The sequence below is a fragment of the Neobacillus sp. B4I6 genome (genome assembly GCF_050434045.1).
GTDB lineage: Bacteria > Bacillota > Bacilli > Bacillales > Cytobacillaceae > Neobacillus.
In genome coordinates this window covers 343,769-367,957 of the sequence record NZ_JBNPWB010000002.1, presented here as the reverse complement: position 1 = coordinate 367,957, position 24,189 = coordinate 343,769, and the positions used below count along the sequence as shown (strand labels likewise).

23 protein-coding genes, 1 tRNA gene and 1 riboswitch are annotated in these 24,189 nt (G+C 39.1%); of the genes, 2 read left to right on the top strand and 22 right to left on the bottom strand.

Annotated features, from left to right (window positions below):
- Position 1: 1 nt before the first annotated feature.
- The 11 genes from lonB to QF028_RS03545 form a co-directional block, all read right to left on the bottom strand.
- Positions 2-1,669 carry an ATP-dependent protease LonB gene (gene lonB / locus QF028_RS03595; RefSeq protein ID WP_215000905.1) on the bottom strand — a complete coding sequence of 556 codons (1,668 nt, stop codon included), beginning with the start codon at positions 1,667-1,669 and terminating at the stop codon, positions 2-4.
- A gap of 151 nt (positions 1,670-1,820) precedes the next feature.
- Entirely contained in the window at positions 1,821-3,080 is a 1,260-nt protein-coding gene (gene clpX, locus QF028_RS03590) for an ATP-dependent protease ATP-binding subunit ClpX (RefSeq protein WP_088089168.1), read from the bottom strand.
- 398 nt (positions 3,081-3,478) lie between these two features.
- Entirely contained in the window at positions 3,479-4,756 is a 1,278-nt protein-coding gene (gene tig / locus QF028_RS03585; protein WP_429464163.1) for a trigger factor, read from the bottom strand.
- 158 nt (positions 4,757-4,914) lie between these two features.
- On the bottom strand, positions 4,915-5,964 hold the full coding sequence (locus QF028_RS03580) for a tetratricopeptide repeat protein (RefSeq protein ID WP_429464161.1): 1,050 nt from the start codon (positions 5,962-5,964) through the stop codon (positions 4,915-4,917).
- A 101-nt stretch (positions 5,965-6,065) separates the two neighbouring features.
- Positions 6,066-6,139, bottom strand: a tRNA-Arg gene (locus tag QF028_RS03575).
- Positions 6,140-6,249: 110 nt separating this feature from the next.
- Positions 6,250-6,765 (bottom strand): metallophosphoesterase family protein, encoded by a 516-nt coding sequence (locus QF028_RS03570; protein ID WP_429464159.1) that lies wholly within the window; start codon positions 6,763-6,765, stop codon positions 6,250-6,252.
- Positions 6,765-7,373, bottom strand: a complete 609-nt coding sequence (locus QF028_RS03565; protein WP_429464157.1) for an XTP/dITP diphosphatase — start codon at positions 7,371-7,373, stop codon at positions 6,765-6,767. The genes QF028_RS03570 and QF028_RS03565 overlap by 1 nt, the downstream gene beginning before the upstream one ends.
- 13 nt (positions 7,374-7,386) lie before the next feature.
- On the bottom strand, positions 7,387-8,142 hold the full coding sequence (gene rph / locus QF028_RS03560) for a ribonuclease PH (protein ID WP_429464155.1): 756 nt from the start codon (positions 8,140-8,142) through the stop codon (positions 7,387-7,389).
- Between the two features lie 133 nt (positions 8,143-8,275).
- The gene (locus tag QF028_RS03555; protein WP_429464153.1) at positions 8,276-9,328 is read right to left on the bottom strand and encodes a GerMN domain-containing protein; all 1,053 of its coding nucleotides are present in this window, start codon (positions 9,326-9,328) and stop codon (positions 8,276-8,278) included.
- 235 nt (positions 9,329-9,563) lie between these two features.
- The gene (gene racE / locus QF028_RS03550) at positions 9,564-10,358 is read right to left on the bottom strand and encodes a glutamate racemase (protein ID WP_251032917.1); all 795 of its coding nucleotides are present in this window, start codon (positions 10,356-10,358) and stop codon (positions 9,564-9,566) included.
- A 14-nt stretch (positions 10,359-10,372) separates the two neighbouring features.
- Positions 10,373-10,822 (bottom strand): MarR family winged helix-turn-helix transcriptional regulator, encoded by a 450-nt coding sequence (locus QF028_RS03545; protein WP_429464151.1) that lies wholly within the window; start codon positions 10,820-10,822, stop codon positions 10,373-10,375.
- 208 nt (positions 10,823-11,030) lie between these two features.
- On the opposite strand from QF028_RS03545, the gene QF028_RS03540 reads away from it, so the two are divergent.
- Positions 11,031-11,333 carry a HesB/YadR/YfhF family protein gene (locus QF028_RS03540; protein ID WP_429464149.1) on the top strand — a complete coding sequence of 101 codons (303 nt, stop codon included), beginning with the start codon at positions 11,031-11,033 and terminating at the stop codon, positions 11,331-11,333.
- A gap of 78 nt (positions 11,334-11,411) precedes the next feature.
- Here QF028_RS03540 and QF028_RS03535 read toward each other — a convergent pair whose 3' ends face one another.
- The 7 genes from QF028_RS03535 to QF028_RS03505 form a co-directional block, all read right to left on the bottom strand.
- On the bottom strand, positions 11,412-12,557 hold the full coding sequence (locus tag QF028_RS03535; protein ID WP_429464147.1) for an ATP-binding protein: 1,146 nt from the start codon (positions 12,555-12,557) through the stop codon (positions 11,412-11,414).
- Between the two features lie 105 nt (positions 12,558-12,662).
- Complete coding sequence (locus QF028_RS03530; protein WP_429472172.1) at positions 12,663-13,373, bottom strand: Na-translocating system protein MpsC family protein; 711 nt, start codon at positions 13,371-13,373, stop codon at positions 12,663-12,665.
- Between the two features lie 493 nt (positions 13,374-13,866).
- A complete protein-coding gene (gerE, locus tag QF028_RS03525; protein ID WP_026563391.1) occupies positions 13,867-14,091 on the bottom strand; it encodes a spore germination transcription factor GerE in 225 nt (74 codons plus the stop codon).
- A gap of 141 nt (positions 14,092-14,232) precedes the next feature.
- A complete protein-coding gene (locus QF028_RS03520; RefSeq protein WP_429464145.1) occupies positions 14,233-14,814 on the bottom strand; it encodes a class D sortase in 582 nt (193 codons plus the stop codon).
- A gap of 174 nt (positions 14,815-14,988) precedes the next feature.
- Positions 14,989-15,750, bottom strand: coding sequence for a succinate dehydrogenase iron-sulfur subunit (gene sdhB / locus QF028_RS03515; protein WP_410883937.1), 762 nt, complete (start codon positions 15,748-15,750; stop codon positions 14,989-14,991).
- Between the two features lie 15 nt (positions 15,751-15,765).
- Positions 15,766-17,514: a succinate dehydrogenase flavoprotein subunit gene (gene sdhA, locus QF028_RS03510; RefSeq protein WP_168245261.1), complete on the bottom strand. Its 1,749-nt coding sequence runs from the start codon at positions 17,512-17,514 to the stop codon at positions 15,766-15,768.
- A 57-nt stretch (positions 17,515-17,571) separates the two neighbouring features.
- The gene (locus QF028_RS03505) at positions 17,572-18,180 is read right to left on the bottom strand and encodes a succinate dehydrogenase cytochrome b558 subunit (protein ID WP_088089182.1); all 609 of its coding nucleotides are present in this window, start codon (positions 18,178-18,180) and stop codon (positions 17,572-17,574) included.
- 439 nt (positions 18,181-18,619) lie between these two features.
- Here QF028_RS03505 and QF028_RS03500 point away from each other — a divergent pair, with 439 nt between their 5' ends.
- Positions 18,620-19,063, top strand: a complete 444-nt coding sequence (locus QF028_RS03500; RefSeq protein ID WP_215000934.1) for a YslB family protein — start codon at positions 18,620-18,622, stop codon at positions 19,061-19,063.
- Between the two features lie 47 nt (positions 19,064-19,110).
- On the opposite strand, the gene QF028_RS03495 is transcribed toward QF028_RS03500, so the two are convergent.
- The 4 genes from QF028_RS03495 to QF028_RS03480 form a co-directional block, all read right to left on the bottom strand.
- Positions 19,111-20,328: an aspartate kinase gene (locus tag QF028_RS03495; protein ID WP_429464142.1), complete on the bottom strand. Its 1,218-nt coding sequence runs from the start codon at positions 20,326-20,328 to the stop codon at positions 19,111-19,113.
- A 113-nt stretch (positions 20,329-20,441) separates the two neighbouring features.
- Positions 20,442-20,619, bottom strand: a riboswitch (Lysine riboswitch).
- Positions 20,620-20,689: 70 nt separating this feature from the next.
- Positions 20,690-22,462: an excinuclease ABC subunit UvrC gene (uvrC, locus tag QF028_RS03490; protein ID WP_429464140.1), complete on the bottom strand. Its 1,773-nt coding sequence runs from the start codon at positions 22,460-22,462 to the stop codon at positions 20,690-20,692.
- Positions 22,463-22,604: 142 nt separating this feature from the next.
- Positions 22,605-22,919: a thioredoxin gene (gene trxA, locus QF028_RS03485; RefSeq protein ID WP_088089186.1), complete on the bottom strand. Its 315-nt coding sequence runs from the start codon at positions 22,917-22,919 to the stop codon at positions 22,605-22,607.
- 282 nt (positions 22,920-23,201) lie between these two features.
- Positions 23,202-24,179, bottom strand: coding sequence for an electron transfer flavoprotein subunit alpha/FixB family protein (locus QF028_RS03480; RefSeq protein WP_429464137.1), 978 nt, complete (start codon positions 24,177-24,179; stop codon positions 23,202-23,204).
- Positions 24,180-24,189 lie beyond the last annotated feature (10 nt).

The following is a 24,189-nucleotide window of genomic DNA, read 5'->3' as shown; positions in this document are numbered from 1 at the left end:
GTTAGATACTCTCTTTTTTTGATAGTTCAATCGATGCAGGGATCGCATCCATTTTCTGATAGTCATTTACTAGGGCAATCTCAAATACCTCGTGTAGATGGGTAACGGGAATAATATTGATTCCGTCAATTTCTTTAAGAATTGTTTGCATATTTTCTTCTGGGATGATCACCGTTTTTACTCCTGCTTTTTTCGCTGCCTTCACCTTTGGATAGACACCGCCAATCGGCTTTACATTTCCATGGATGCTTATTTCTCCTGTCATTGCCACGGTGTTATCGATTGGAATTTTATAAATAGCGGAATAAATTCCCGTCGCCATTGCGATTCCGGCCGATGGTCCGTCAATGGGAACACCACCTGGGAAATTCACATGGATATCATAGTCATTTGCTGGTACACCCATTGATCGCAAAACTGTGATAACGTTTTCAATCGAACCGCGCGCCATACTCTTCCGACGAATCGATTTCCCTTGTCCGCCAATACTTTCTTCATCTACGATTCCAGTAATATTGATCGATCCTTTATCTTTTGCTGGGATCACAGTCACTTCGATTTCTAGTAATGCACCTGAATTCGGACCATAGACTGCCAGTCCATTGATAAGTCCGACATGAGAAATATCATTAATCTTTCTTTCCATTCTTGGTGACATTTGACTAGCATGAATGACCCATTCAATATCTTCATCCTTGATAAAATTACGGTCTTCCGTAATCGCAAGTCCTGCTGCGATCTGAATCAAATTGACTGTTTCACGGCCATTTCTTGCATAGTTTGCGATGGTATTCACACCAAGTTCGCTTATTTGAAGGTTAACTTTTTTCGCGGCATTATTGGCAATTTCCACAATTTCTTCCTGATTTAAATCCCTGAAGAAAACCTCCATACAGCGCGATCGAATCGCAGGCGGGATTTCACTCGGCGTTCTTGTTGTCGCGCCGATTAAACGAAAATCAGCCGGAAGTCCATTTTTAAAAATATCATGGATATGCGTCGGGATTTGGTTATTTTCCTCGTGGTAATACGCACTTTCCAGGAAGACCTTGCGATCCTCTAATACTTTTAACAGCTTATTCATTTGAATCGGATGCAATTCGCCGATTTCATCGATAAACAAGACACCGCCATGGGCGTTGGTAACTGCCCCTTGTTTCGGCTGTGGAATTCCTGCTTGTCCCATCGCTCCGGCACCTTGATAGATTGGGTCATGAACGGAACCAATTAAGGGATCGGCAATACCTCTTTCATCAAATCGTGCCGTTGTTGCGTCTAGTTCAATAAACACGGATTCAGGTTTAAATGGTGATTTACGGTTTTTTTTCGCCTCTTCTAACACAAGCCGTGCAGCTGCTGTTTTTCCAATTCCTGGAGGTCCATAAATGATCACATGCTGCGGATTTGGTCCACATAGTGCTGCTTTTAATGATTTGATTCCATCTTCTTGGCCGACAATGTCTTGAAAGCTTGTAGGCCGAACTTTTTCAGCTAATGGTTCTGTAAGTGAAATGGATCTCATTTTGCGAAGCTGATCCATTTCCTTTCGGGATTCCCGATCAATGGATACTTTTTGTGTCCGCTGATTCCTCAGCAAATTCCAAAAATACAGCCCAATGATGATTCCGAAAAATAGCTGTATAAATAAGGCAATCCCCGTCCAACTCATACATTTCCCTCCTGCATTTCAACTTATTACTAAATATATATTAATAAGTATTTCCTGCAGTGGGGTGGAATAAACCACAAATTGTAAGAAACTGTTCGGAGGGACGATACAACTAGAAAAGACCCGGCCTAAGCCGAGTCTTCGTCAATTATTATGCAGATTTTTCTTCAGCAACAACAGTTCCATCTTCCAAAAGAAGTTTTGGAACACTATTGTTAATAACCGTTTCTTTAGTAATGACACACTTTGTAATGTCATCACGTGAAGGAAGGTCAAACATAACATCGAGCATAATTCCTTCGATAATCGAACGTAAACCACGGGCGCCGGTTTTGCGTTCAATTGCCTTTTTGGCAATTTCAGTCAATGCGCCTTCTTCAAATTGAAGTTCAACCTCATCGATTTCAAGCATTTTTTGATATTGTTTAACAAGTGCATTTTTTGGCTTTGTTAAAATTTCAATCAATGCTGCTTCGTCCAATTGCTCAAGACTTGCGATTACAGGAAGACGTCCGATAAATTCAGGAATTAATCCAAAGCGTAATAAGTCTTCAGGTAATACTTTGGAAAGAAGTTCTTTCTGTCCCACTTCCTGCTGCTTAATATCTGAACCAAAACCAATAACTTTTTGGCCTAAACGACGCTTAATAATCGGTTCAATCCCGTCAAATGCTCCGCCGCAGATAAATAAAATATTCGTTGTATCGATTTGGATAAATTCTTGATGCGGGTGTTTTCTTCCCCCTTGTGGTGGAACACTTGCAACCGTACCTTCAAGAATTTTTAATAATGCTTGTTGAACACCTTCACCAGAAACATCCCTTGTAATCGAAGGATTTTCGGATTTTCGTGCGATTTTATCAATTTCATCAATATAAATAATTCCTTTTTCTGCCTTTTCAACATCATAATCAGCAGATTGAATTAATTTTAATAAAATGTTCTCAACATCTTCCCCAACATATCCAGCTTCGGTAAGGGAAGTTGCATCTGCAATCGCAAAAGGTACATTCAGAATACGTGCCAGTGTTTGGGCTAGTAAAGTTTTACCGCTTCCTGTTGGTCCAATCATACAAATATTACTCTTTGCAAGCTCAACATCATCTATTTTGCTATTAGAATTGATGCGCTTATAGTGATTGTAAACTGCAACAGAAAGAGACTTCTTTGCTTGATCTTGACCAATAACATATTCATCAAGAATTTCACAAATTTCTTTTGGCTTTGGTACATCTTTAAATTCTACTTCTTCTTCCGTTCCAAGTTCTTCCTCAACGATTTCGGTGCAAAGTTCAATACATTCGTCACATATGTAAACTCCTGGCCCGGCAACCAGTTTACGAACTTGGTCCTGCGTTTTACCACAGAAGGAACACTTTAATTGTCCTTTTTCATCATTAAATTTAAACAATCCTTTCACCCCTTAAAACGTGTTAAAACCCTATTGTAACTTGCGAATCACACAACCAAAATTCGAGTCTTTTTCTAATAATTGAATAGTATGTATGTTGCATTGTAACACATAAAGCCAATGGACTGGAAATAAAAAGCTTAGGGTAAATATGTTTTTCAGAACTCTCATTTTGTTAGGTGTGATTCATTTTAAAAACTTATGTACTCATTAATCTTAACCATTATGAGGAAAATAAATCTCAAACCTGTCTGGAAATTATTTATTGTTTATTCGCTATGTCTAACTTGTTTTCCTGCCCATTGTTAAAAATGTTCCCACTTCTTATTATAATATGTAATTGAAAAAATGTATAAAACAAGGCACGATTCAAATCGTGCCTTGCAATATTTTAAACATTACTTCTTGTTTTCAACAATAAAGTCAACTGCTTTTTTAAGTTTAAGGTCTGATTTGATACCTTCAAGTCCGCCTAATGCTTGTTTAATGCTATCAACGGTCATGTTGTACATTCCAGCCATGTTCTCAAGTTCTGCATCAACTTCTTCTTCAGTTACTTCAAGGTTTTCAGCCTTAGCAATCGCTTCTAATGTTAAGTTCGTACGAACGCGAATTACAGCTTCTTCTTTCATTTGCTCACGTAAAGCATTTTCGTCTTGACCTGAGAATTGGAAGTAAAGTTCAAGGTTCATACCTTGCATTTGTAAGCGTTGTTCGAATTCTTGAAGCATACGATTTACTTCGCTGTTGATCATTACATCTGGAATTTCCACTTCTGCATTTGCAGCAGCTTTTTCAACAACTGTATCACGTAAATGATGCTCCGCTTCGTGCTTTTTGCTGTTTTCTAAACGAGTTTTGATTTTCTCTTTAAGTGCGTCTAATGTTTCAACTTCATCATCCACATCTTTAGCAAACTCGTCATCTAATGCAGGAAGTTCTTTACCTTTAATCTCATGAATCGTTACTTTGAATACTGCAGGTTTACCAGCAAGCTCAGCTGCATGATATTCTTCAGGGAATGTAACTTCCACGTCTTTGGATTCGCCAGTAGCTAAACCTACTAATTGCTCTTCAAAGCCAGGGATGAATGATCCTGAACCAATTTCAAGTGAATGGTTTTCAGCTTTTCCACCTTCGAACGCTTCGCCATCAACGAACCCTTCGAAATCTAGAACAACAGTATCACCATTTTCAATTGTGCCTTCTTCTTTAACTACAAGCTCAGCTTGACGCTCTTGAAGAGTTTTTAGTTCGTTAGCAACGTCTTCGTCAGTAACGTTTGTATCGAGTGCTTCTACTTCTAAGCCTTTGTATTCGCCTAATGTTACTTCAGGTTTTACTTGAACAGTAGCTTTGAAGATAAGTTCTTTGCCTTTTTCCATTTGCTCGATGTCGATATCTGGACGGTCGATTGGCTCGATGCCTGTTTCGTCAATTGCACTTCCGTATGCTTCTGGAAGAAGAATATCTAATGCATCTTGATAAAGTGATTCTACACCAAAACGCTTTTCAAACATTGGACGAGGCATTTTTCCTTTACGGAAGCCTGGAACATTTACTTGCTTAACAACTTTGTTAAAAGCCGCAGTTAGTCCTTCATTTACTTTTTCCGCACTTACTTCAACCGTAAGAACGCCGCGGTTACCTTCTAGTTTTTCCCATTTTGCTGACATACATTTTCCCTCCAACAATCTATTCTCATATCATTCGTAACGAATTTGAGTTTGGAAATAACTTGTCCATCAAGCTATTATCCTTCTTTTAAATGTGTTTTTTACACAATGCAACCACTACATTATAACATAGGTTTGTTTTCTTTCAACAGCGAAGCCTATATATTAGGATAAGAAATTTTCTCAATTACCTCAATCATCGCGATAGCTTCTTCTATTTCCTCCACCGGAACTTCATATTCTCCGGACAAGTGATGTATCTTTATGTCCATACCTAGGTAATATTCGGCCAAGTGGTGAAAGGCTGCAGCCCAAGCAGCAGTGCTTTTCGGCTGCAATTCGAAAGGATAGCTTATAAAAAAATTTCGCTCTGCCATTCTGAAGCTGTTTTCAAAAAGAACGGGGTCTTCACTTTCCAATTGAGCCTCTAATAAAGCCTTTACCTCTTTCAATCTTGGTTCTTCCCTAACTTCTGGAAGATGTGTTGGAATAACTTTTTTCTCCATCTCAAATTTCATGACAGATAATTCTCTATCAATTTCCTGTTCTTTTAAAAGAGATAACAGGATTGTTTTAAGGAATGGATGTCCTGCTTCTGCTGCCAAATATTCGGCAATCTCAGGGAGGTAGGGGCGAATGTTTTTCTCAGCCAAGCTCGAAACGAGGAGCATTTGTTCGTTTAGATTATCAATCGAAAAAAGGTTTAGTTCATGAACGTTTGTTTCCTCTGGGGTGATGTCATATGTAATTGATTCTGTTTCTGTGTCTGGGTCTGGTTGACGGTTTTCTGCCATTCTACGGCTGAATTGCAGGATGGTTAAAAAGTGGTCATGTTTTTCAGGCGGAATCTCTTTTTCTTCTAATAAGACTTCAATTGTTGCTACAATTTCCTGGTATTCATGAAGCTGGATCAGGACAGTCAAATAGAGATCAACCATTTGCAAATAGTCCCCAATTCCTTTATGAAGCATTTCTTTGGCAAGTGCTTTTGCTTTTTGAAAAGAAGATGCTTCAAAATAAGCCAGAACCAAACCAATCAATATTTCGTCATTGTCAGGATCATGTTCTCTGGCTTCTTCCAAAAGGTTTATCGCTTCGTTAAATTTTTTCTTTTCAAGGTTTTCCAGACCTTTGTCAGTTAATCTTTTTTCAAGTCCGGGAAAAAAGATCACATTATCTATTCTTTTCACAGGTTCCCGTTTTTTCATAAAATCCGCCCTTATGATAGTCTTGGAACATAGTTTAGCATAAATAGAAGGCAAAAAAAACTCACTTATAAAAGTGAGTTTTTTTCTACCATGTAGTATAGCGTCCCAGGAGAGATTCGAACTCCCGACCCACGCCTTAGAAGGGCGTTGCTCTATCCAGCTGAGCTACTGGGACATATAAGTTGTTTAAGACAAGATTTATTATATTACCGTAATATCAAAAAGTCAACAGACTTTCGATTATTTTTTTTAAAAAATAAAAGGGAGAGGAAATCTCCCTCTCATTTATTGAAGGGTAAATTCACGAGCAAGCTCAAAAATTTCCCGTCCATCCGCTTCAAACACTGACATTTTAACTTTCTCATCCTGCAAATCAAGAATAACATAGGTTTTTTCTAAGCGTTCCCTTGGCAAACGAATGCTGCCTGGATTTAAAAATAAGGTACCATCGATCACTTCCGCACCAAGGACATGCGAGTGGCCAAAACAGACGATATCGGCGTTTACTTCCTGTGCTTTATATTTAATATTCATCAAAGAAGATTTTACTGAATAAAGATGCCCATGGGTAATGAAGAATTTCTTCCCCGCCGCCTCGGCTATCGTCTCCAACGGATATCCGCTGCCGAAATCACAATTACCCCTTACCGTTATATATCCAGATATCGCTTGATCATCAGGCATCAATTCCGAATCGCCACAATGAATCATTAAATCAACATCTTCAGAATGCCTTTCTCTTAACAATTGGAGTTCCTTCGTCAACCCATGGCTATCACTAACCACTAAAATCTTGCTCATTACTTCTCCGCTCTTTCTAAAATAGAATCCAAGACCACATCGAGCTTCTTCAACGCATTCGCACGGTGGCTGATTTTATTTTTTTCTTCTGATGATAATTCGGCCATGGCTAGACCTTTCTCAGGCACATAAAAAACAGGATCATAACCAAATCCATTGGTACCTCTTTGTTCTTCAAGAATACGACCTTCACAGGTGCCTGACACTGTTATGGTTTCTTGACCTGGAACGGCGACAGCTAAAGCACAGTAGAATCGTGCGGATCGCTTTTCATCTGGAAGTCCTTTTAATTCTGACAGGACTTTTTTTGTATTGTTCTGGTCATTTTTTGGTTCCCCAGCATAGCGTGCTGAATAGATTCCTGGTCTTCCTTCAAGCGCGTCCACCATCAGGCCAGAATCGTCGCCAATCACCATTTTCCCAAGTTCTTGGGAGACAGCCTCCGCCTTCAAGATCGCATTTTCTTCAAAGGTCGTACCCGTTTCGTCTACGTCCGGGATTTCAGGAAAATCAAGCAAGGTTCGGACTTCGATCCCTCTTGATGCAAAGATATGCTCAAATTCCCGCGCCTTTCCAGGATTTTTCGTCGCAATAATAACTTCTTTCACTCATAACCGCCCCTTATTTTTGTCTTCGTGATTCTATTTTTCGGGTAATCTCTTCACCTAGAGCCTCTTTTTGTCGTTCAAATAGGTCCATAAGCCCAGTTTGAGCAGCACTAAGCAGACCTTGAAGCTGCTCGTAGGAGAATGTTGATTCCTCGCCCGTTCCCTGCAGTTCAACAAATTCGCCATTTCCAGTCATGACTACATTCATATCGACCTGTGCCTTAGAATCCTCTGCATAATTTAAGTCAAGAACAGTTTGGTCATTTTGTAAAATCCCCACACTTGTTGCCGCTAAATAATCCGTAATCGGAAACCTTGCAAACGACTTTTTCTCTGCTAAAGAATTTAAAGCGAGGGTCATCGCCACAAATGCACCGGTGATCGAGGCTGTTCGTGTCCCGCCATCCGCTTGGATCACATCGCAATCGATCCAAACGGTTTTTTCACCCAACGCCCCTAAATCGACAACTGCTCTAAGGGCACGCCCGATTAACCGTTGAATTTCCATTGTCCGGCCAGAGACCTTCCCTTTTGACGATTCGCGAATGTTTCTTGTTTCTGTCGCCCTTGGCAGCATCGAATACTCGGCAGTAATCCAGCCTTTGCCTTCCCCTCTCATAAAATGAGGAACTCTCTCTTCAATACTTGCAGCACAAATTACTTTCGTATCACCAACAGAAATAAGGACAGAACCTTCAGGGTGCATTAAATAATTTGGTTCAATATGTATGGGCCTTAGTTGGAGCGGCTCTCTTCCATCAACACGCACAAATACTACCTCCTTCAACTTTGTAAAGCATTTTTAAATTGGTACATGAATTTTACTTATACCAAATAAAGAAGAGGCGGGCTTAAAGCCAACCTCTTTCTTGGTCACTATATAGTATAACAAATAATTTTTTTTAAAAACTACCTGTATTGACTTTTTCTGGTCGAGTTACTGGTTCAGTTAATTTTTTGCCATTGTCATCTTTGATGTCTGCCTTGCCATTTACTTGAACAGCCACTTTTTCAACACCCTCTTGTTCCGTTAAGGAAAGCACGAGTGCATCTAGTAAATGCTGTGAAATTTCCTTTTCTTCAAAGCTGCCAAAAATATTCTCATTAAAGTTCAAGGTTACTTGTCCGTCCTCGTACTTTGGCGCCTCTAGGAGTTTAACATCTGACATAAATTCAGATACGAGTGGTGATTTCCCACTAGGTCCTTTTATTAATTCATTGACGACTGCAACATAGGGATCTTTCTCAGTGTTGCTAACCCGGCGCGTCACAGGTACATAATAGTAGGAGCCTTCTTCACCGCCAATATAATAGACAGTTACTGGTTTGGTATTGGTGATATCAGTTACATCCGCTGTATCATAGTTGATACCGGTGGCTCTTGAAAGGTTTTCACTTATTGGTGTTCCATTAACAGGCATTTCCGTTAAATCATGACCGTTCATTTTTAGCTTAACGGTTTTAACATTATCAAACTGAGTCAGCGTCCAAGTGACCGATTGGAGGATCTTCATCTCATCTTCAGCTTGGTAATTCTTAAACTCTTTTGAAAAATTAACCGTGGCGACGCCATCTTTATCAATATTCACAGACAGATCCGTGTCCTCTGGGAGGACTGCTCGAAAATCATTTGGTAGTTGATCTGTAACAGGTCCATTCGCCACTAAATATTCAAGGGCTTGTTTAGCAACTGATGTTGTTTTCGGTAGGTCCAATGTTTGCGGTACAACATAGCCATCTTTATCAACCAGATAAAGCTCCGTTTTGACTGTGTCTTCTTGCTTAGCCGTTTCTTTAGCCGTCGGTTCCTTACTCGTTGTTTTTTCCGCAATCGTCGTACTCTTTGGTGGATCAATTTTCTTTTGTGTTTCCGACCCTAATAATCCACAACCTGACAGTAGAACTGTTGAAGTAAGCACAGTCGACATAAGGATCTTTGCTTTATTTTTAGACATAACTATTTCCCCCTAAGACAGTTTGTACTAACATGTATACGAGCCTAGAGAGAAATTAGACCGACTTACACAAGAAAAATAGAACAATATTTAAAAAAATAACATAAATAGTAACAATAGTAACAATGGTAAAAATGGTGTCAGGTACCACTCGTGCACAAATGTCCATGGGCGGTGGACATTATCGTTTTTTCAGCAAAATAAAAACGAGCCTCTTATTTAAAGAAGGCTCGACTTATAGCTTGATCTTTTGCACATTGTTAATTGGATTCCCCAGCCATTGTGAGGCGATTTTTGAAAATATCCGCCTTGAACCGGTTGTGTAAAATTCATGCTCTGGTTCTTCTTCACACGAATCAAGTAACCCATTAAATTGGAGGATTGCACTTATTTCTCGAGCGGTCTCATCACCAGAGCTAATTACGCTTACAGACTCACCCATGACATTTTTTATGACGGGCTCAAGCAATGGGTAATGGGTGCAGCCTAAAATAAGGGTATCCAGGTTCTGATTCTGCATCGGCTTTAAAGCCTCGTCGACAATTCTTTCCGCAATCGGTCCACCAAATTCATCACTCTCTACAAGAGGGACAAATTTTGGACAAGCATGTGCTTTGACAAAAAGCCGGCTATTTAATGATTTCAAGGCTCTTTCATAAGCACCACTTTTTACTGTACCCACTGTGCCGATAATTCCGACACGGTAGTTTTTTGTCTTTTTGATTGCCGCCCGTGCTCCAGGATTAATTACCCCTAAGACTGGGATGGACAATTCCTTACGAATCTCGTCTAGTGCCGCTGCTGTTGCCGTATTGCAGGCAATTACGAGCATCTTAATCTTCTTTTCTAATAAAAAAGAGGTCATTTCCCAAGTGAACCTCTTTACTTCCTTTGTTGTTCTCGGACCATATGGGCAACGTGCGGTATCGCCCAAATAGATGATTTTCTCATTTGGAAGCTGTCTGATTACCTCTTTGGCAACAGTTAATCCGCCAACGCCGGAATCAATAACACCAATTGCTTGTTTCAAACTTATCGCCTCTTTTAACGCATTTCCTGATGCAATTTCGTTAAACTTTTTTGAAGAAGTTGAATTTCTTCAGATGAGAAATCGACCAACACTTCTTCTAAATAGACTTGACGCTTTTTAATCACTTCATCAATGATTCGCTTGCCCTCTTCAAGTAGATGAATTCTGACAACACGACGATCGTTTGGATTTTTTACCCGCTCTACGAGTAAATTTTTCTCCATTCGATCAACAAGATCTGTCGTCGTACTGCATGCCAAATACATCTTATTAGAGAGCTCCCCGATTGTCATATCACCATCTTCAAAGAGCCATTGCAATGCAATGAATTGCGGTGGAGTAATCGTATAATTACTTAGCATTTCTCTTCCTTTTTGCTTGATGATCCCAGAGATGTAGCGTAAATCCTTCTCAATATTGGCAACAATCTCACCATTTGCTTCTTGTGAATTTTCGTGTTTCATCTCATAACACTCCTATAAAAAGCTTCTCTTCTCCTCAAGACCATATCTATTTAAACATATTGTTTAAAAATTAAATATCTAAATACTTACCTTATTTTCTACTTTTTTCGCTAAAAATTCAAGTTGAAACTATTAGAAATATTAGTTTAAGACTCTTTGGAGTATAATAAAATAGAAATTAGAATAATCGACCAAAGGTGAGATAAGAATGGAAATTGTAATCAGCAAGACAGCAGTAAAGTGGTTTAAAGACGAAGTAGAGTTAAAAACAGGAGATAAGGTGAAGTTTTATCCAAAGGTTTATGGAAACAGCCCTGTGCAAGAAGGTTTTTCGCTCGGTTTCACAGTAGATAACGAGCCAATCGATATGATAACTAAATTCGAATCAGAGGGCATGTGGTTTTATGTTGAAGAAAGGGACTTGTGGTTTTTTAATGGACATGATTTACAGGTAAATTTCAATGAAAAAACAGATGAATTAGAATATAGTTATACCAAGTCACCGGAATAATAGAATACTCAACAAAAATAGGAAGGTTGTTCTCAGCCCTCCTATTTTAGTCTTTATTAAAACTCCTGCCTATTTTATTTACCATTTTTTCAAAAAACCTCTCCCCCTCTGTTTAGACCTTTCCATCTTATCTCCATTAATTGGCAGTATCACTTCGATTAGCGTTCCTTTTTCATCGCTCCAAAAATGAACGGTCCCATGGTGATTTTCAACAATTTGTTTGGAATTCATAATTCCTAATCCAGTGCCGCTCTCTTTTGTAGTAAAAAATGGTTCCCCTACTCGTTTTAATACATGATGCGGCATTCCACTTCCTGTATCCTTAATTAGCATCTTTACTTGATTAAAACCGTGCTTTTTCAGCTCAATAGTGATCACCCCGCCATTCGGCATCGCTTCAATCGCATTTTTTAAAAAATTTATAACCACTTGTTTTAGTTGATTTTTATCGCCGTTGATGATTAAATTTCCACAATCATTAACAAATTCAATCTGCACATTATTCATAATTGCCTGGGTATCAATCAGAGTTTTCACATCTTCAATCAATGCTTGTAAAAGCACAGGCTCAAACTTTAGATCTTGTGGTTTTGCGAGTATCAATAACTCACTGAGAATAAGTTCTATTCTATCAATTTCCGATTGGATAATATCAAAGTAAGATTTATGGTCATTTAGCTTTGTTTCTATTAATTGAAGAAACCCTTTAATCGCAGTGAGTGGATTTCGTACTTCATGTGCAATCCCTGCTGCCAATTGGCCAGCTACATTTAATTTCTCAGCATTTAGTAATAGTTCTAGTGTTTTTTTTCGATCAGTTATATCCCTGATAATAACATGCCTTGCTGGTTTATTTTGAAATATCGTGGGAATTCCTTTTACTTCCGCCTCAAACACAGTGCCATCCAACCTGATCAATTTATATTCAAAAAAGTCTGTTGCATCCCCACGCGTTACTATTTCCACCCGTTCTTTAATACGCCCATGATAATCAGGATGGATGAGATCGACTATTTTCTTTTGTTGAATTTCTTCTTTGTTTGATGCTCCAAATAATCTTGCACCCGTTTCATTTATAAAAAGAATGTCATATTCACAGGCAATGATTACGGCGTCAGGTGAATTGTCAACTAAATCCCGATAGGATTCTTCACGTTTTTCTAATTCTTCTTCTATATTCGTTTGAATTGATCCATTATAAGTTGCTTTTATTGAACTGCCCATCTCTATTTATCTATTCCTTCCCCCATAAAATAAAAGCCAAGATAGGAGTCATCCCATCCTGGCTTATGTCTAGCTCAATTGAAATTGTCTAGTTCACTTCCGCCTTTATGCTGTTGGTGATAATATTAGTACGATTACACTTTTATCGCGATAAAAATCCCAATCCACAAATATATCATTCACTTTCGTTTGTAGAATCGATTCAAAATTACCGCTATTATGTAATAATCGCTTCTCTAGATTCCGTTTCGCAATCCTTAATATCTCAAAGTTCCCTAAACGAATTAACTCCTTCTCAATTGGCACAAGAATTCCATTTCGAATAACTACTAGCGTTCTTTCATTTAATAAATAGGAAACGACCTCTTCAGGCGTTTTTTCCGCTTGAAGGCTTATTCTATTAATTTCTTGGTGAAGAGATTCTTGACCATGATAATTACAGGTTTTTTCATTATTAATTTCGATTTCGGTCGAGGTAGAGCCAATACAAACAAATAATCCACTTTTATTATGTAAATCCCAATCATAATAAAACTCATTAACTTCCATACTTGTCAAAATTTTAATATAGGCTTTAAACTCAGGGATTAATTTTTGCATCAACAAATCTCTTGTTGTTTGGATCATCGCTTCTTGTTGCTGCCCTAACAAAACACTTTCAGAAGGCGAAATAAAGTTTCGTAAATAAACAGTCAGTATCGTGTGATTATAGGAAACATAAACAGATTCGGGACCTTTGCCGAAGTTTTCACGGAGTGTTCTCCCAATATAACCCGCCAGTTCTGTTTGCACTTGTTTGTATTCCAAGAAAAACATCCTTTGATGAGATAAAAGCATTATTTCTTTTATCCTAGGTTTATTTTAAATGTCTATAACTAGATTATCAATTTATTTATGAAGATTTATTCGCAATTTTTGTAACAAATTTACTTTTCGTTGACAATTTCGCACTGAATTCGTGGCTGTTATCACACACAACCTGAATAAAATTATTTCCTAGATTAACAATAACCTTAGTGTTACTTTTTAACACGAATCTTCAATGTGGAGGGATATGCTTTGAATATTCTCTTTAGCTTATTCTCAACCTTAATTATTATGGGGGTTAGAGCAGCCTTCTTATTTAGTCATACCACTTCTCGGCTAAAATTGTGGTTTAGAATGCCTGCTTTCAAGTAAGCATAAAAGTATTTTTCAAGTATCGCTGATCTGCATTGTAGACAAAAGGGTAAGCATTTCGTTTGCTTACCTTTTTTATGGCTATCTATTCAAAATTAAACCGGCCTCCCCAAGAGGATGCCGGTCATAATTAAAGTTCTAGCTCTCCCATTCGAAGGAGCTCTACAACTGCTTGTGAACGCCCCTTTACACCAAGCTTTTGCATGGCATTTGAAATGTGATTCCGAACCGTTTTTTCGCTTATAAATAATTCACCAGCGATTTCTTTCGTTGTTTTGTCTTGTACTAATAACTCGAATACTTCTCTTTCTCGTTTGGTGAGTAACGGCTTGTGATTATAAACATTCTCCTTCAAGTACTGTAACCCTCCTTGCCTTCGCCAGTATGAACACGGGGTGGGTATATATTTAGTCAACATATCTTATGTGAACAGTTCTAATGTAGTGACTATATTTACAAACAGATGATTGGTTTTTAAAAAAAAAACTCCTAGCGATTAGGAGTTTTTGGGCTTTGCATAAATAATGTATCGTTTTGGGGCATTTCCTATATAACTAAACGGGTAACAGGTTGTTAAGATTAATTCCTCTTTATTATGTTGGAGCGTAATAATGCTCGTATCATCAGACTTAACAATTTTGGTATCAATTATTTCATAAGTATAGGATCCATACGGCATTTCCATCTTCAGTGAATCGCCAATCTCAAGTTCCCCTAATTTACGAAAAACGGTGTCTCGATGTCCTGAAAGAACAATTTGTCCTTGATCACCAGGATAATAGGCTCCTTTATAATGGCCGACACCTTTTTCGAGATCATCGGGGTCCGTTCCTTCGATGATTCCTAACTCTGCTTTGATTTTCGGAATGGCTAAAAGACCAACTGTCTCCCCCATTTTTGGCGGCTTGCTGTTTACTTCCCTCTTTTTAGGGGCATCTTCAGGCTGGTCTGCAATTAGTTCCTTAGCTTGCTTGAGTGAAGCATGTGTTTGCGTTTTCACATCTATAAATTGCCAAAGCCCAATACCTACTAATATTAATCCTGTAAGAATAAATAACAGCGGAAATTTAGATTTCACCTGTATGTACCTTCCTTTTTCAACGAACTAACGTTATTAATAAGAGTATAACAAATCACTACTGAAAGAACCATTGCAATTATAGCCCATAGACGACAAAAAACCTTCTTTTCAATGATAGAAAAGAAGGTTTTTTGAATCACATTTTAATTAAACGAAAAGTCTTCCGCCATTCTATGCGTGGTCGCTTCCAAAGAAGCTTCTGAAGGCTTGAATGGTTGTATCACGATTTAATGCAGCAATTGAGGTAGTCAACGGAATACCTTTCGGACAAGATTGAACACAGTTCTGTGAGTTACCACAGTTTGCAAGTCCGCCGTCGCCCATTATCGCTTCAAGTCTTTCTGCCTTATTCATTGCACCAGTTGGATGGGCATTGAAAAGACGAACTTGAGAAAGCGGCTGTGCCCCAATAAAGTTTGATTTGCTGTTTACGTTCGGGCATGCCTCAAGGCAAACCCCACATGTCATACATTTAGAAAGCTCATAAGCCCATTGACGCTTTGTCTCAGGCATACGTGGTCCTGGGCCCAAATCATAGGTACCATCGATTGGGATCCATGCTTTCACTTTCTTTAAGGCATCAAACATTCTACTCCGGTCAACCTGCAAGTCACGAACCACTGGGAAAGTTTTCATCGGAGCTAATCGAATCGGCTGCTCCAATTGGTCGACAAGTGCTGAACAGGCTTGACGAGGCTTCCCGTTGATCACCATGGAACATGCACCGCAAACTTCTTCAAGACAGTTCATATCCCAGGCAACAGGACTAGAATCTTGTCCTGTTGCGTTTAATGGGTTCTTACGGATTTCCATTAACGCCGAGATGACATTCATATTCGGACGGTAAGGAACCTCAAATTCCTCCTGATAAGGAGTAGTATTTTCGTTATCTTGACGTGAAATAATAAATTTAACCATTTTAGTTTCAGACATTCTTCCTACTCCCCCTTAACTTTTTGCGTAATTGCGTTCGCGTGGCTTGATCAATGAAACATCAACATCTTCATAATGGAAAGCCGGTGCTGATGAACTGTCAACAAATTTCGCCATTGTTGTTTTTAAGAATTCCTCATCATTACGTGTAGGGAAGTCAGGCTTATAATGAGCACCACGGCTCTCATTCCGGTTGTATGCACCAATTGTAATAACACGAGCCAATTGCAGCATGTTTTGAAGTTGACGAGTAAAGGCTGCCCCTTGGTTGCTCCATTTGGATGTATCATTAATATTGATGTTTTGGTAACGTTCTAGAAGTTCCTGAATTTTCTCATCTGTCTTTAATAGCCTGTCGTTATGACGAACAACCGTTACATTATCTGTCATCCATTCCCCAAGCTCTTTATGAAGAACGTAAGCATTTTCATTTCCATTTAGGGACATAATTGAATTCCACTTATCTTCTTGTTCTTTCACATGTCGGTCAAATACGGTAGAAGAAACTGCATCGGAACTCTTCTCCAAGCCTTTGATATATTTAACTACGTTTGGTCCTACAACCATTCCGCCATAAATGGCTGAAAGCAAGGAATTGGCACCTAAACGGTTCGCACCATGCTGAGAATAATCACATTCACCCGCTGCAAATAGACCAGGGATGCTTGTCATTTGGTCATAATCAACCCAAAGTCCACCCATTGAATAGTGAACAGCAGGGAAGATTTTCATTGGAACTTTACGAGGATCATCACCCATAAATTTTTCATAAATTTCAATAATCCCGCCAAGTTTAATATCTAATTCATGTGGATCCTTATGAGAAAGATCGAGGTATACCATGTTTTCGCCATTGACTCCGAGTTTTTGATTAACACAAACGTCAAAAATTTCGCGAGTGGCGATATCACGTGGTACCAGGTTTCCGTAAGCAGGATATTTCTCCTCTAAGAAATACCATGGTTTCCCATCTTTATATGTCCAGATACGGCCGCCTTCACCACGAGCCGATTCACTCATGAGGCGAAGCTTATCGTCACCAGGAATGGCCGTTGGATGGATTTGGATCATTTCACCGTTAGCGTAATAAGCACCTTGCTGATACACAATCGATGCTGCTGAACCTGTATTAATAACTGAGTTTGTAGATTTTCCAAAGATAATACCAGGGCCGCCGGTAGCCATGATTACAGCATCCCCTGAGAACGATTTAATTTCCATGGTTTTTAAATTTTGAGCAACGATACCGCGGCACACACCATCGTCATCAACGACTGCACCTAGGAATTCCCAGCCTTCGTATTTGGTTACAAGACCGGCAACTTCCTCACGACGAACTTGTTCATCCAAAGCATAGAGTAACTGTTGACCAGTAGTCGCACCTGCAAATGCTGTCCGGTGAAACTGTGTTCCCCCGAAACGACGGAAGTCCAATAGTCCTTCTGGAGTACGGTTAAACATAACTCCCATACGGTCCATTAAGTGAATAATACCAGGCGCTGCGTCACACATTGCTTTTACTGGAGGCTGGTTTGCTAAGAAGTCTCCGCCATAAACGGTGTCATCAAAGTGAATATATGTTGAATCGCCTTCACCTTTTGTATTTACAGCTCCATTAATACCACCCTGGGCACAAACAGAGTGAGAACGTTTAACGGGAACAAGAGAAAACAACTCTACAGGTGTTCCTGTTTCTGCAACCTTAATCGTTGCCATTAAGCCAGCTAAACCACCGCCGACAATAATTACCTTACCTTTACTCATTCGTGACTCACTCCCTTAATCCAAAATCCAATATTTTTCCGATCAATCATTAATTTGTTATACAAAAGCTAATAAAGTCGTTACTCCAACATAGGATAGAGCTAAGAAAATAACGATTGTCACGTATGTAGAAATAACTTGAGAACGTGGAGATACTGTGATGCCCCAGCTAACAAAGAATGACCACAATCCGTTTGCAAAGTGGAAAATTGCTGAAATAATCCCAATGACATAAAACGCAAACATAAACGGTGAGGAAAGAATATCTTGCATCATTTGAAAGTTAACTTCATTTCCAAACGCCGCTGCTACCCGTGTTTCCCATACATGCCATGTGATAAAAATAAGTGTAATCACACCAGACACACGTTGAAGCATAAACATCCAATTTCTAAAGAATCCATATTGGCTTGCATTGTTTTTGGCTGTAAAAGCAATATACAGCCCGTAGATTGCATGGAATAAAATTGGTAAATAAATAATTACAGTTTCTAACACGTAGCGAAAAGGAAGATTTCCCATAAAATTCGCAGCTTTGTTGAAAGATTCTACCCCAACTGTCGCATAGTGGTTCACAATCAGATGCTGGATGACAAAGATCCCGATTGGAATAACCCCTAGCAACGAATGCAATCTCCGATAAACAAACTCTCGATTACCTGCCATAAATTTACCCCCCTATAATGTTTAAAAAAATGATGTTCAGTTTCTAGCATTTAAGTTTCCTTATATGAAACCTAGCATCAGTGTGACAATAATGTGACATGTCCATTTTACTCCCATCATCTTAGAGCGTCAAGAAAACGGATACACAATTCTATCATAAATAATAAAATTTTTAAAATATATTGAAATTATAATAGATTGGTTATTTTCATCAATAATTTGGATTATATTAAAAATTAATAGATAATTACAATTAATTACCAAGATATAACGGTTGTTATTTTTACCATATCGGGAATTATAATTATCATGGAAAACAAGGCAAGATATTGCAAAATAACAAAAAAACTACTGTAAATTAATTCGTTTTATCTAGAAAAACTGTACTGACACCTAACAAAAAGCGTATATAATAGAATGATAGAAAGAGGGGAAGCTTGTGAACGATAGTACAGTTGTTGTTGAGACTATAGATACCGATGAACCAAAAACCATATCTATTTTCGGGTATGAATTAATCAGAGAAATTCTTTTACCTGAGATTTTAGGAAAAGATACACCTGAAATATTATATTGGGCCGGAAAACGCCTCGCACGTAAATTTCCACTAACTGATATTGCTCAGATTATGGATTTTTTCACCAAAGCCTCTTGGGGCCAACTTGAAATTAAAAAAGAAAATAAAACTGAAATCCAATTTGAACTAATGAGTCCAGTTATTGTCCCGCGTGTGAAATCAAAAGCTGAGCACTTTTTCCAACTCGAAGCCGGCTTCCTTGCCCAACAAATTGAACTTCAAAAAGAAGCCAATGCAGAAACCTTTGAACATCCTGTAAAGAAATCAAATAAAGTCCTTTTCACTGTTAAATGGGAAAAGAACTAAACGTGGGAATAGGGTGTCAGGCACCGCTTGGTGCCTGACACCCTTTTTTATTTGTTTGCCAGTTCGAAGGCTTCGTGCAAGGCTTCTACTGCTTTTAACATATTTCTTTCTTCTACTACTGCTGATACTTTGATTTCGGATGTGCTGACCATTTTAATTTGGATGTTGTTAGCAGCGAGTACCTCAAACATTTTTGCTGCTACACCAGGATTAGAAATCATTCCTGAGCCAACAATTGACACCTTCGCTAATTTATTTTCTGCATCAATCTGCTCATAAGCTAGCACTGCTTTATTGTCTTCTAATACCTTTAATGTTTCTAATAAATCATTAGTATGGATAGAGAAAGACAAATTAGCCGTATCGCCCTCTGTAGTACTTTGAATAATAATGTCAACATTCAGGTGATTTTCCGCTAGTGTTGAAAAGATGGTAGATAGACTTGTTAATGAATTCCCCAATCCTAATACTGTTACTTTTGTTATTTCGTCTTCAAATGCGACACCGCGGACTACTAAGTTTTGTTCCATTGCTGCTTCCTCCTCAATAACTGTTCCTTCTACTCTCTCCATGCTCGAGCGAACCTCAAGCCGCACCTGATAGTTTTTAGCAAATTCTACTGCTCTTGGATGGAGCACACCAGCACCTAAATTAGCTAACTCTAGCATTTCATCGTACGATACTGATAATAATTTGCGAGCATTCTTGATATATCTTGGATCCGTGGTGAAAACCCCAGTAACATCGGTATAAATATCGCATTTATCTGCCTTTAAGGCTGCCGCTAATGCCACAGCTGTCGTATCAGAACCACCACGACCGAGCGTCGTAATTGCGCCTTCTTCCGTGATTCCTTGGAATCCTGCCACAATGACAACCTTACCCGTTGCGAGCTCCGTTTCAATTGCAGACGTTTTAATATTCGAAATGCGGGCATTTCCATGGACAGGTTCTGTGATGATTCCTGCCTGCCAGCCTGTAAAAGAGACGGCGTCAAGCCCTTGCTGATTTAAAGCCATTGACAATAACGCAATGGTTACCTGTTCTCCTGTTGATAACAGCATGTCCATTTCCCGCTTATTTGGCTGTGCGGAAATTTCTTTTGCTAATCCGACCAGTGTATCCGTTGATTTTCCCATCGCAGAAACAACAACGACTACATTATTGCCACGGTCTGTCTCCTCTTTTACACAGGATGCAACATTTAGTATTCTTTCTACATTCGCAACGGAGGTGCCTCCGAATTTTTGTACAATAATCCCCATGTTTGTTTCTCCTTCTTTTAAGTGAATACCTTATTTATCCCCCAAAAAACAAAAAAGCAATGAGAAGGGCATCTCATTGCTTTAGAACACGAAAAAATATTCTCGCACCTACAATGTAAGATAGCTCTCCAAGACATTCGTCCTGACAATCCGGCATTTATTCAATACAGGACCAGCAAAGAAAGAAATGAGACTTTCTTTACTTCGGCGAACATTCCCTTTCATGATCCGTCTTAGAAGCTCATCCTTCTCAGAACCATTACTCTTGAAGCTCGCACCTCTACCTTCACTTTAATACGTAAAAGTGATAGTAAATTAAATTTTCACTTATTATAGCATGTTCTATTTTTTCTTACAATCACTAGGATTGAAGTTTTTTAATTAATTCTTCGGCTACATTCATAGGAATTCCGATATTTGTAAATTCCTCCATACTAGCCTCTTTCATTTTTTTCACAGAGCCAAATTGTTTTAGCAATAGCTTTTTTCGTTTCTCACCGATTCCAGGAATATCGTCGAGCAAGGATTGAAAGGCACTTTTTCCACGAAGCTGACGATGAAACGTAATGGCAAAGCGATGGACCTCATCTTGAATTCTTTGCAGTAAATAAAACTCCTGGCTGTTGCGGCCTAATGGAACAATTCCCAAAGGATTGCCGTACAGCAATTGGGAAGTTTTGTGTTTATCATCTTTGACGAGTCCCGAGAGTGGAATATCCAGTCCTAGCTCATTTTCCAACACATCTCTTACGGCTTCAACATGACCTTTACCACCATCGATGATGATTAAATCAGGGAGGGGAAGTTCTTCTTTTAAGGCGCGTGAATACCTTCTTATTGTCACTTCACGCATGGATTCATAATCATCAGGTCCTTGTACGGTTTTAATTTTATATTTCCGGTACTCCCGATGATTTGCCTTCCCATCAATGAAAACGACCATGGCTGATACTGGGTCTGTCCCTTGAATGTTGGAGTTATCAAATGCTTCAATCCGGTGCGGAGTATAAATTCCGAGTAATTCCCCCAAGTTCTCGACCGCCTTAATGGTGCGGTCTTCATCCTTTTCGATCAAGGAAAACTTTTCATTTAAGGCAATTTTTGCATTTTTGATTGCCAGTTGGACAATATCCTTTTTCTGCCCCCGTTGTGGCTGGAGCACTTTTACTTCAAGCAGTTGTTCCGCCAGACTCAAATCGACTTCATCTTGAATCAGGATTTCCTTCGGCTTGAAGTGATTAGCTTTCGAATAAAATTGTCCAAGGAAAGTTAGTATTTCTTCCTCAGGCTCATTATAGAAGGGGAACATGGAGACGTCCCTCTCAATTAGTTTCCCTTGGCGGACAAAAAAGACTTGCACACACATCCAGCCTTTATCGACTGCATAACCAAAAACATCACGATCCGTAAAATCGTTCATGGTAATTTTCTGTTTTTCCATGATGGTTTCGATATGAATGATTTTATCACGGAACTCCTTCGCTCGTTCGAAGTCTAACTCTTCAGCAGCAGCTGACATTTTTGCCTGAAGCTCTTTTTTTATTTCCTTATAACCGCCATTCAAAAAGCGGGTAATTTCATCCGTCATTTGTTTATACTGTTGTTCCTGAATTTCATTGACACATGGTGCCAGGCACTGCCCTAAATGGTAGTATAAGCAGACCCGATCAGGCAGGGTTGAGCATTTCCGCAGCGGATAAATTCGGTCAAGAAGCTTTTTGGTTTCATTGGCAGCAGTCGCATTTGGGTACGGACCAAAGTATTTACCTTTGTCCTTTTTTACTTTTCTTGTAATGATGAGTTTCGGATGCTTTTCAGCTGTCAGCTTAATAAATGGATAGGTTTTATCATCCTTCAGCATGATATTGTATTTTGGATCGTATTTTTTTATTAGGTTGAGTTCAAGTAGAAGTGCTTCAATATTTGAAGAGGTTACAATATATTCAAAGTCCTCAATCTCATTGACTAGTCTAAGCGTCTTTCCATCGTGTGACCCAGTGAAATAAGAACGTACGCGATTCTTTAATACTTTTGCCTTCCCCACATAAATAATCGTACCCTGACGGTCTTTCATTAAGTAGCAGCCAGGTTGATCCGGCAGCAGCGTCAGTTTTTGCTTGATTATTTCATTCATTCCGGCCACTCCACTCCCGTCTATATATATAGTGTCTGTTAAAATTTTAAAGGAAAAGGCTCATAAATGAAAGTGGTAGTCATTTGCAAAAAAGAAAAACCTTAGCTGGATTGGCTCCAGCTAAGGTTTTGTCTTTCTATACTTACACGTGTTTTTCTAAAACACTTGCTAATGCATCTTTTGGTTGGAAGCCGACTACTTTGTCTACCACTTCGCCATTTTTCATTACTAATAATGTTGGAATGCTCATAACACCGAAATTTGCTGCAGTTTGCGGGTTATCATCCACATCAAGTTTAGTGATTTTAACTTTTTCGCCCATTTCTAAGTCAAGTTCTTCAAGAACTGGAGCTATCATTTTACAAGGTCCGCACCATGGTGCCCAAAAATCTACGAGAACAAGGCCTGAACCTGTTTCTGCAGAAAAGTTTTGATCTGTTAAGTGTGAAATTGCCATTTATATTGCCCTCCTAATGATTACTGAATTTCTTACCGAAAGTATAACATCGTTTGGAAAATCAAGCTAATAAATTGCTTCATCGATCATTTTCCCCCGATTTACTTCAATTTATCCTTAAATAAAGCGAGCGGAACCCTTCCGCTCGCCTTTATATTGTCTAGCTACAGCGCCTAGGGGCTCTGGGTCATAAGCCAATCCGTCTAGAAGGTTAAAGAGCAACCTTCTCGCCGGCTCGTCTTATGCCTGTCGCCCCTGGACAAGGCGCTTCCGCTTTTCTTATTATGAGTGCACTTTCAGTTTTTTAAACTCTTCAGTTAGTAATGGCACCACTTCAAACAAGTCGCCTACGATTCCGTAATCAGCTACTTTGAAGATATTAGCCTCTGGATCTTTGTTAATGGCCACAATTACTTTTGAGTTAGACATGCCGGCTAAGTGCTGAATTGCTCCAGAAATACCACAAGCAATGTAAAGGTCTGGTGTGACTACCTTGCCAGTTTGACCAATTTGTAAAGAGTAATCGCAATAGTCGGCATCACAGGCACCACGTGAAGCTCCTACCGCTCCGCCAAGGACATTCGCAAGTTCTTTAAGCGGTTCAAAACCATCTGCACTTTTAACCCCGCGTCCTCCTGAGATAACCACTTTTGCTTCACTTAGGTCCACACCTTCGCTTGCTTTTCTAACCACTTCTTTAATAATGGCACGTAAGTCTTTGATGTCTACAGAAAGAGTAGAAACCTCGCCGCTTCTACTTTCATCTTTTTCCAAAGGCGCAATATTATTTGGACGGACCGTTGCAAAAATTAAGCCATCCGTTACAATTTTCTTTTCAAATGCTTTCCCAGAATAGATGGGTCTTGTGAACACGACATTTCCACCTGCAACCTCAACAGCAGTCGCATCTGATATTAAACCTGATGCTAATTTTCCAGCAATTCTTGGAGATAGGTCTTTGCCTAGTGAGGTATGACCTAACACTAACCCTTCTGGTTTTTCCTGGTCAAGCACTGCTAACAGCGCCTGAGCGTATCCATCTGAAGTATATAGATTTAATTTTTCATCTTCAACAACTACTACGCGGTCGGCTCCGTTGTGGATCAACTCCGTACCTAAAGCGCTTACAGAAGCACCTACTAAAACACCAACCACTTCTCCGCCCTCAGCAACCGTTTTTGCTGCTGCAATCGCTTCGAAAGAAACATTACGTAATGAACCGTCACGAACTTCTCCTAATACTAAAACTTTTCTTGACATTCCATATACC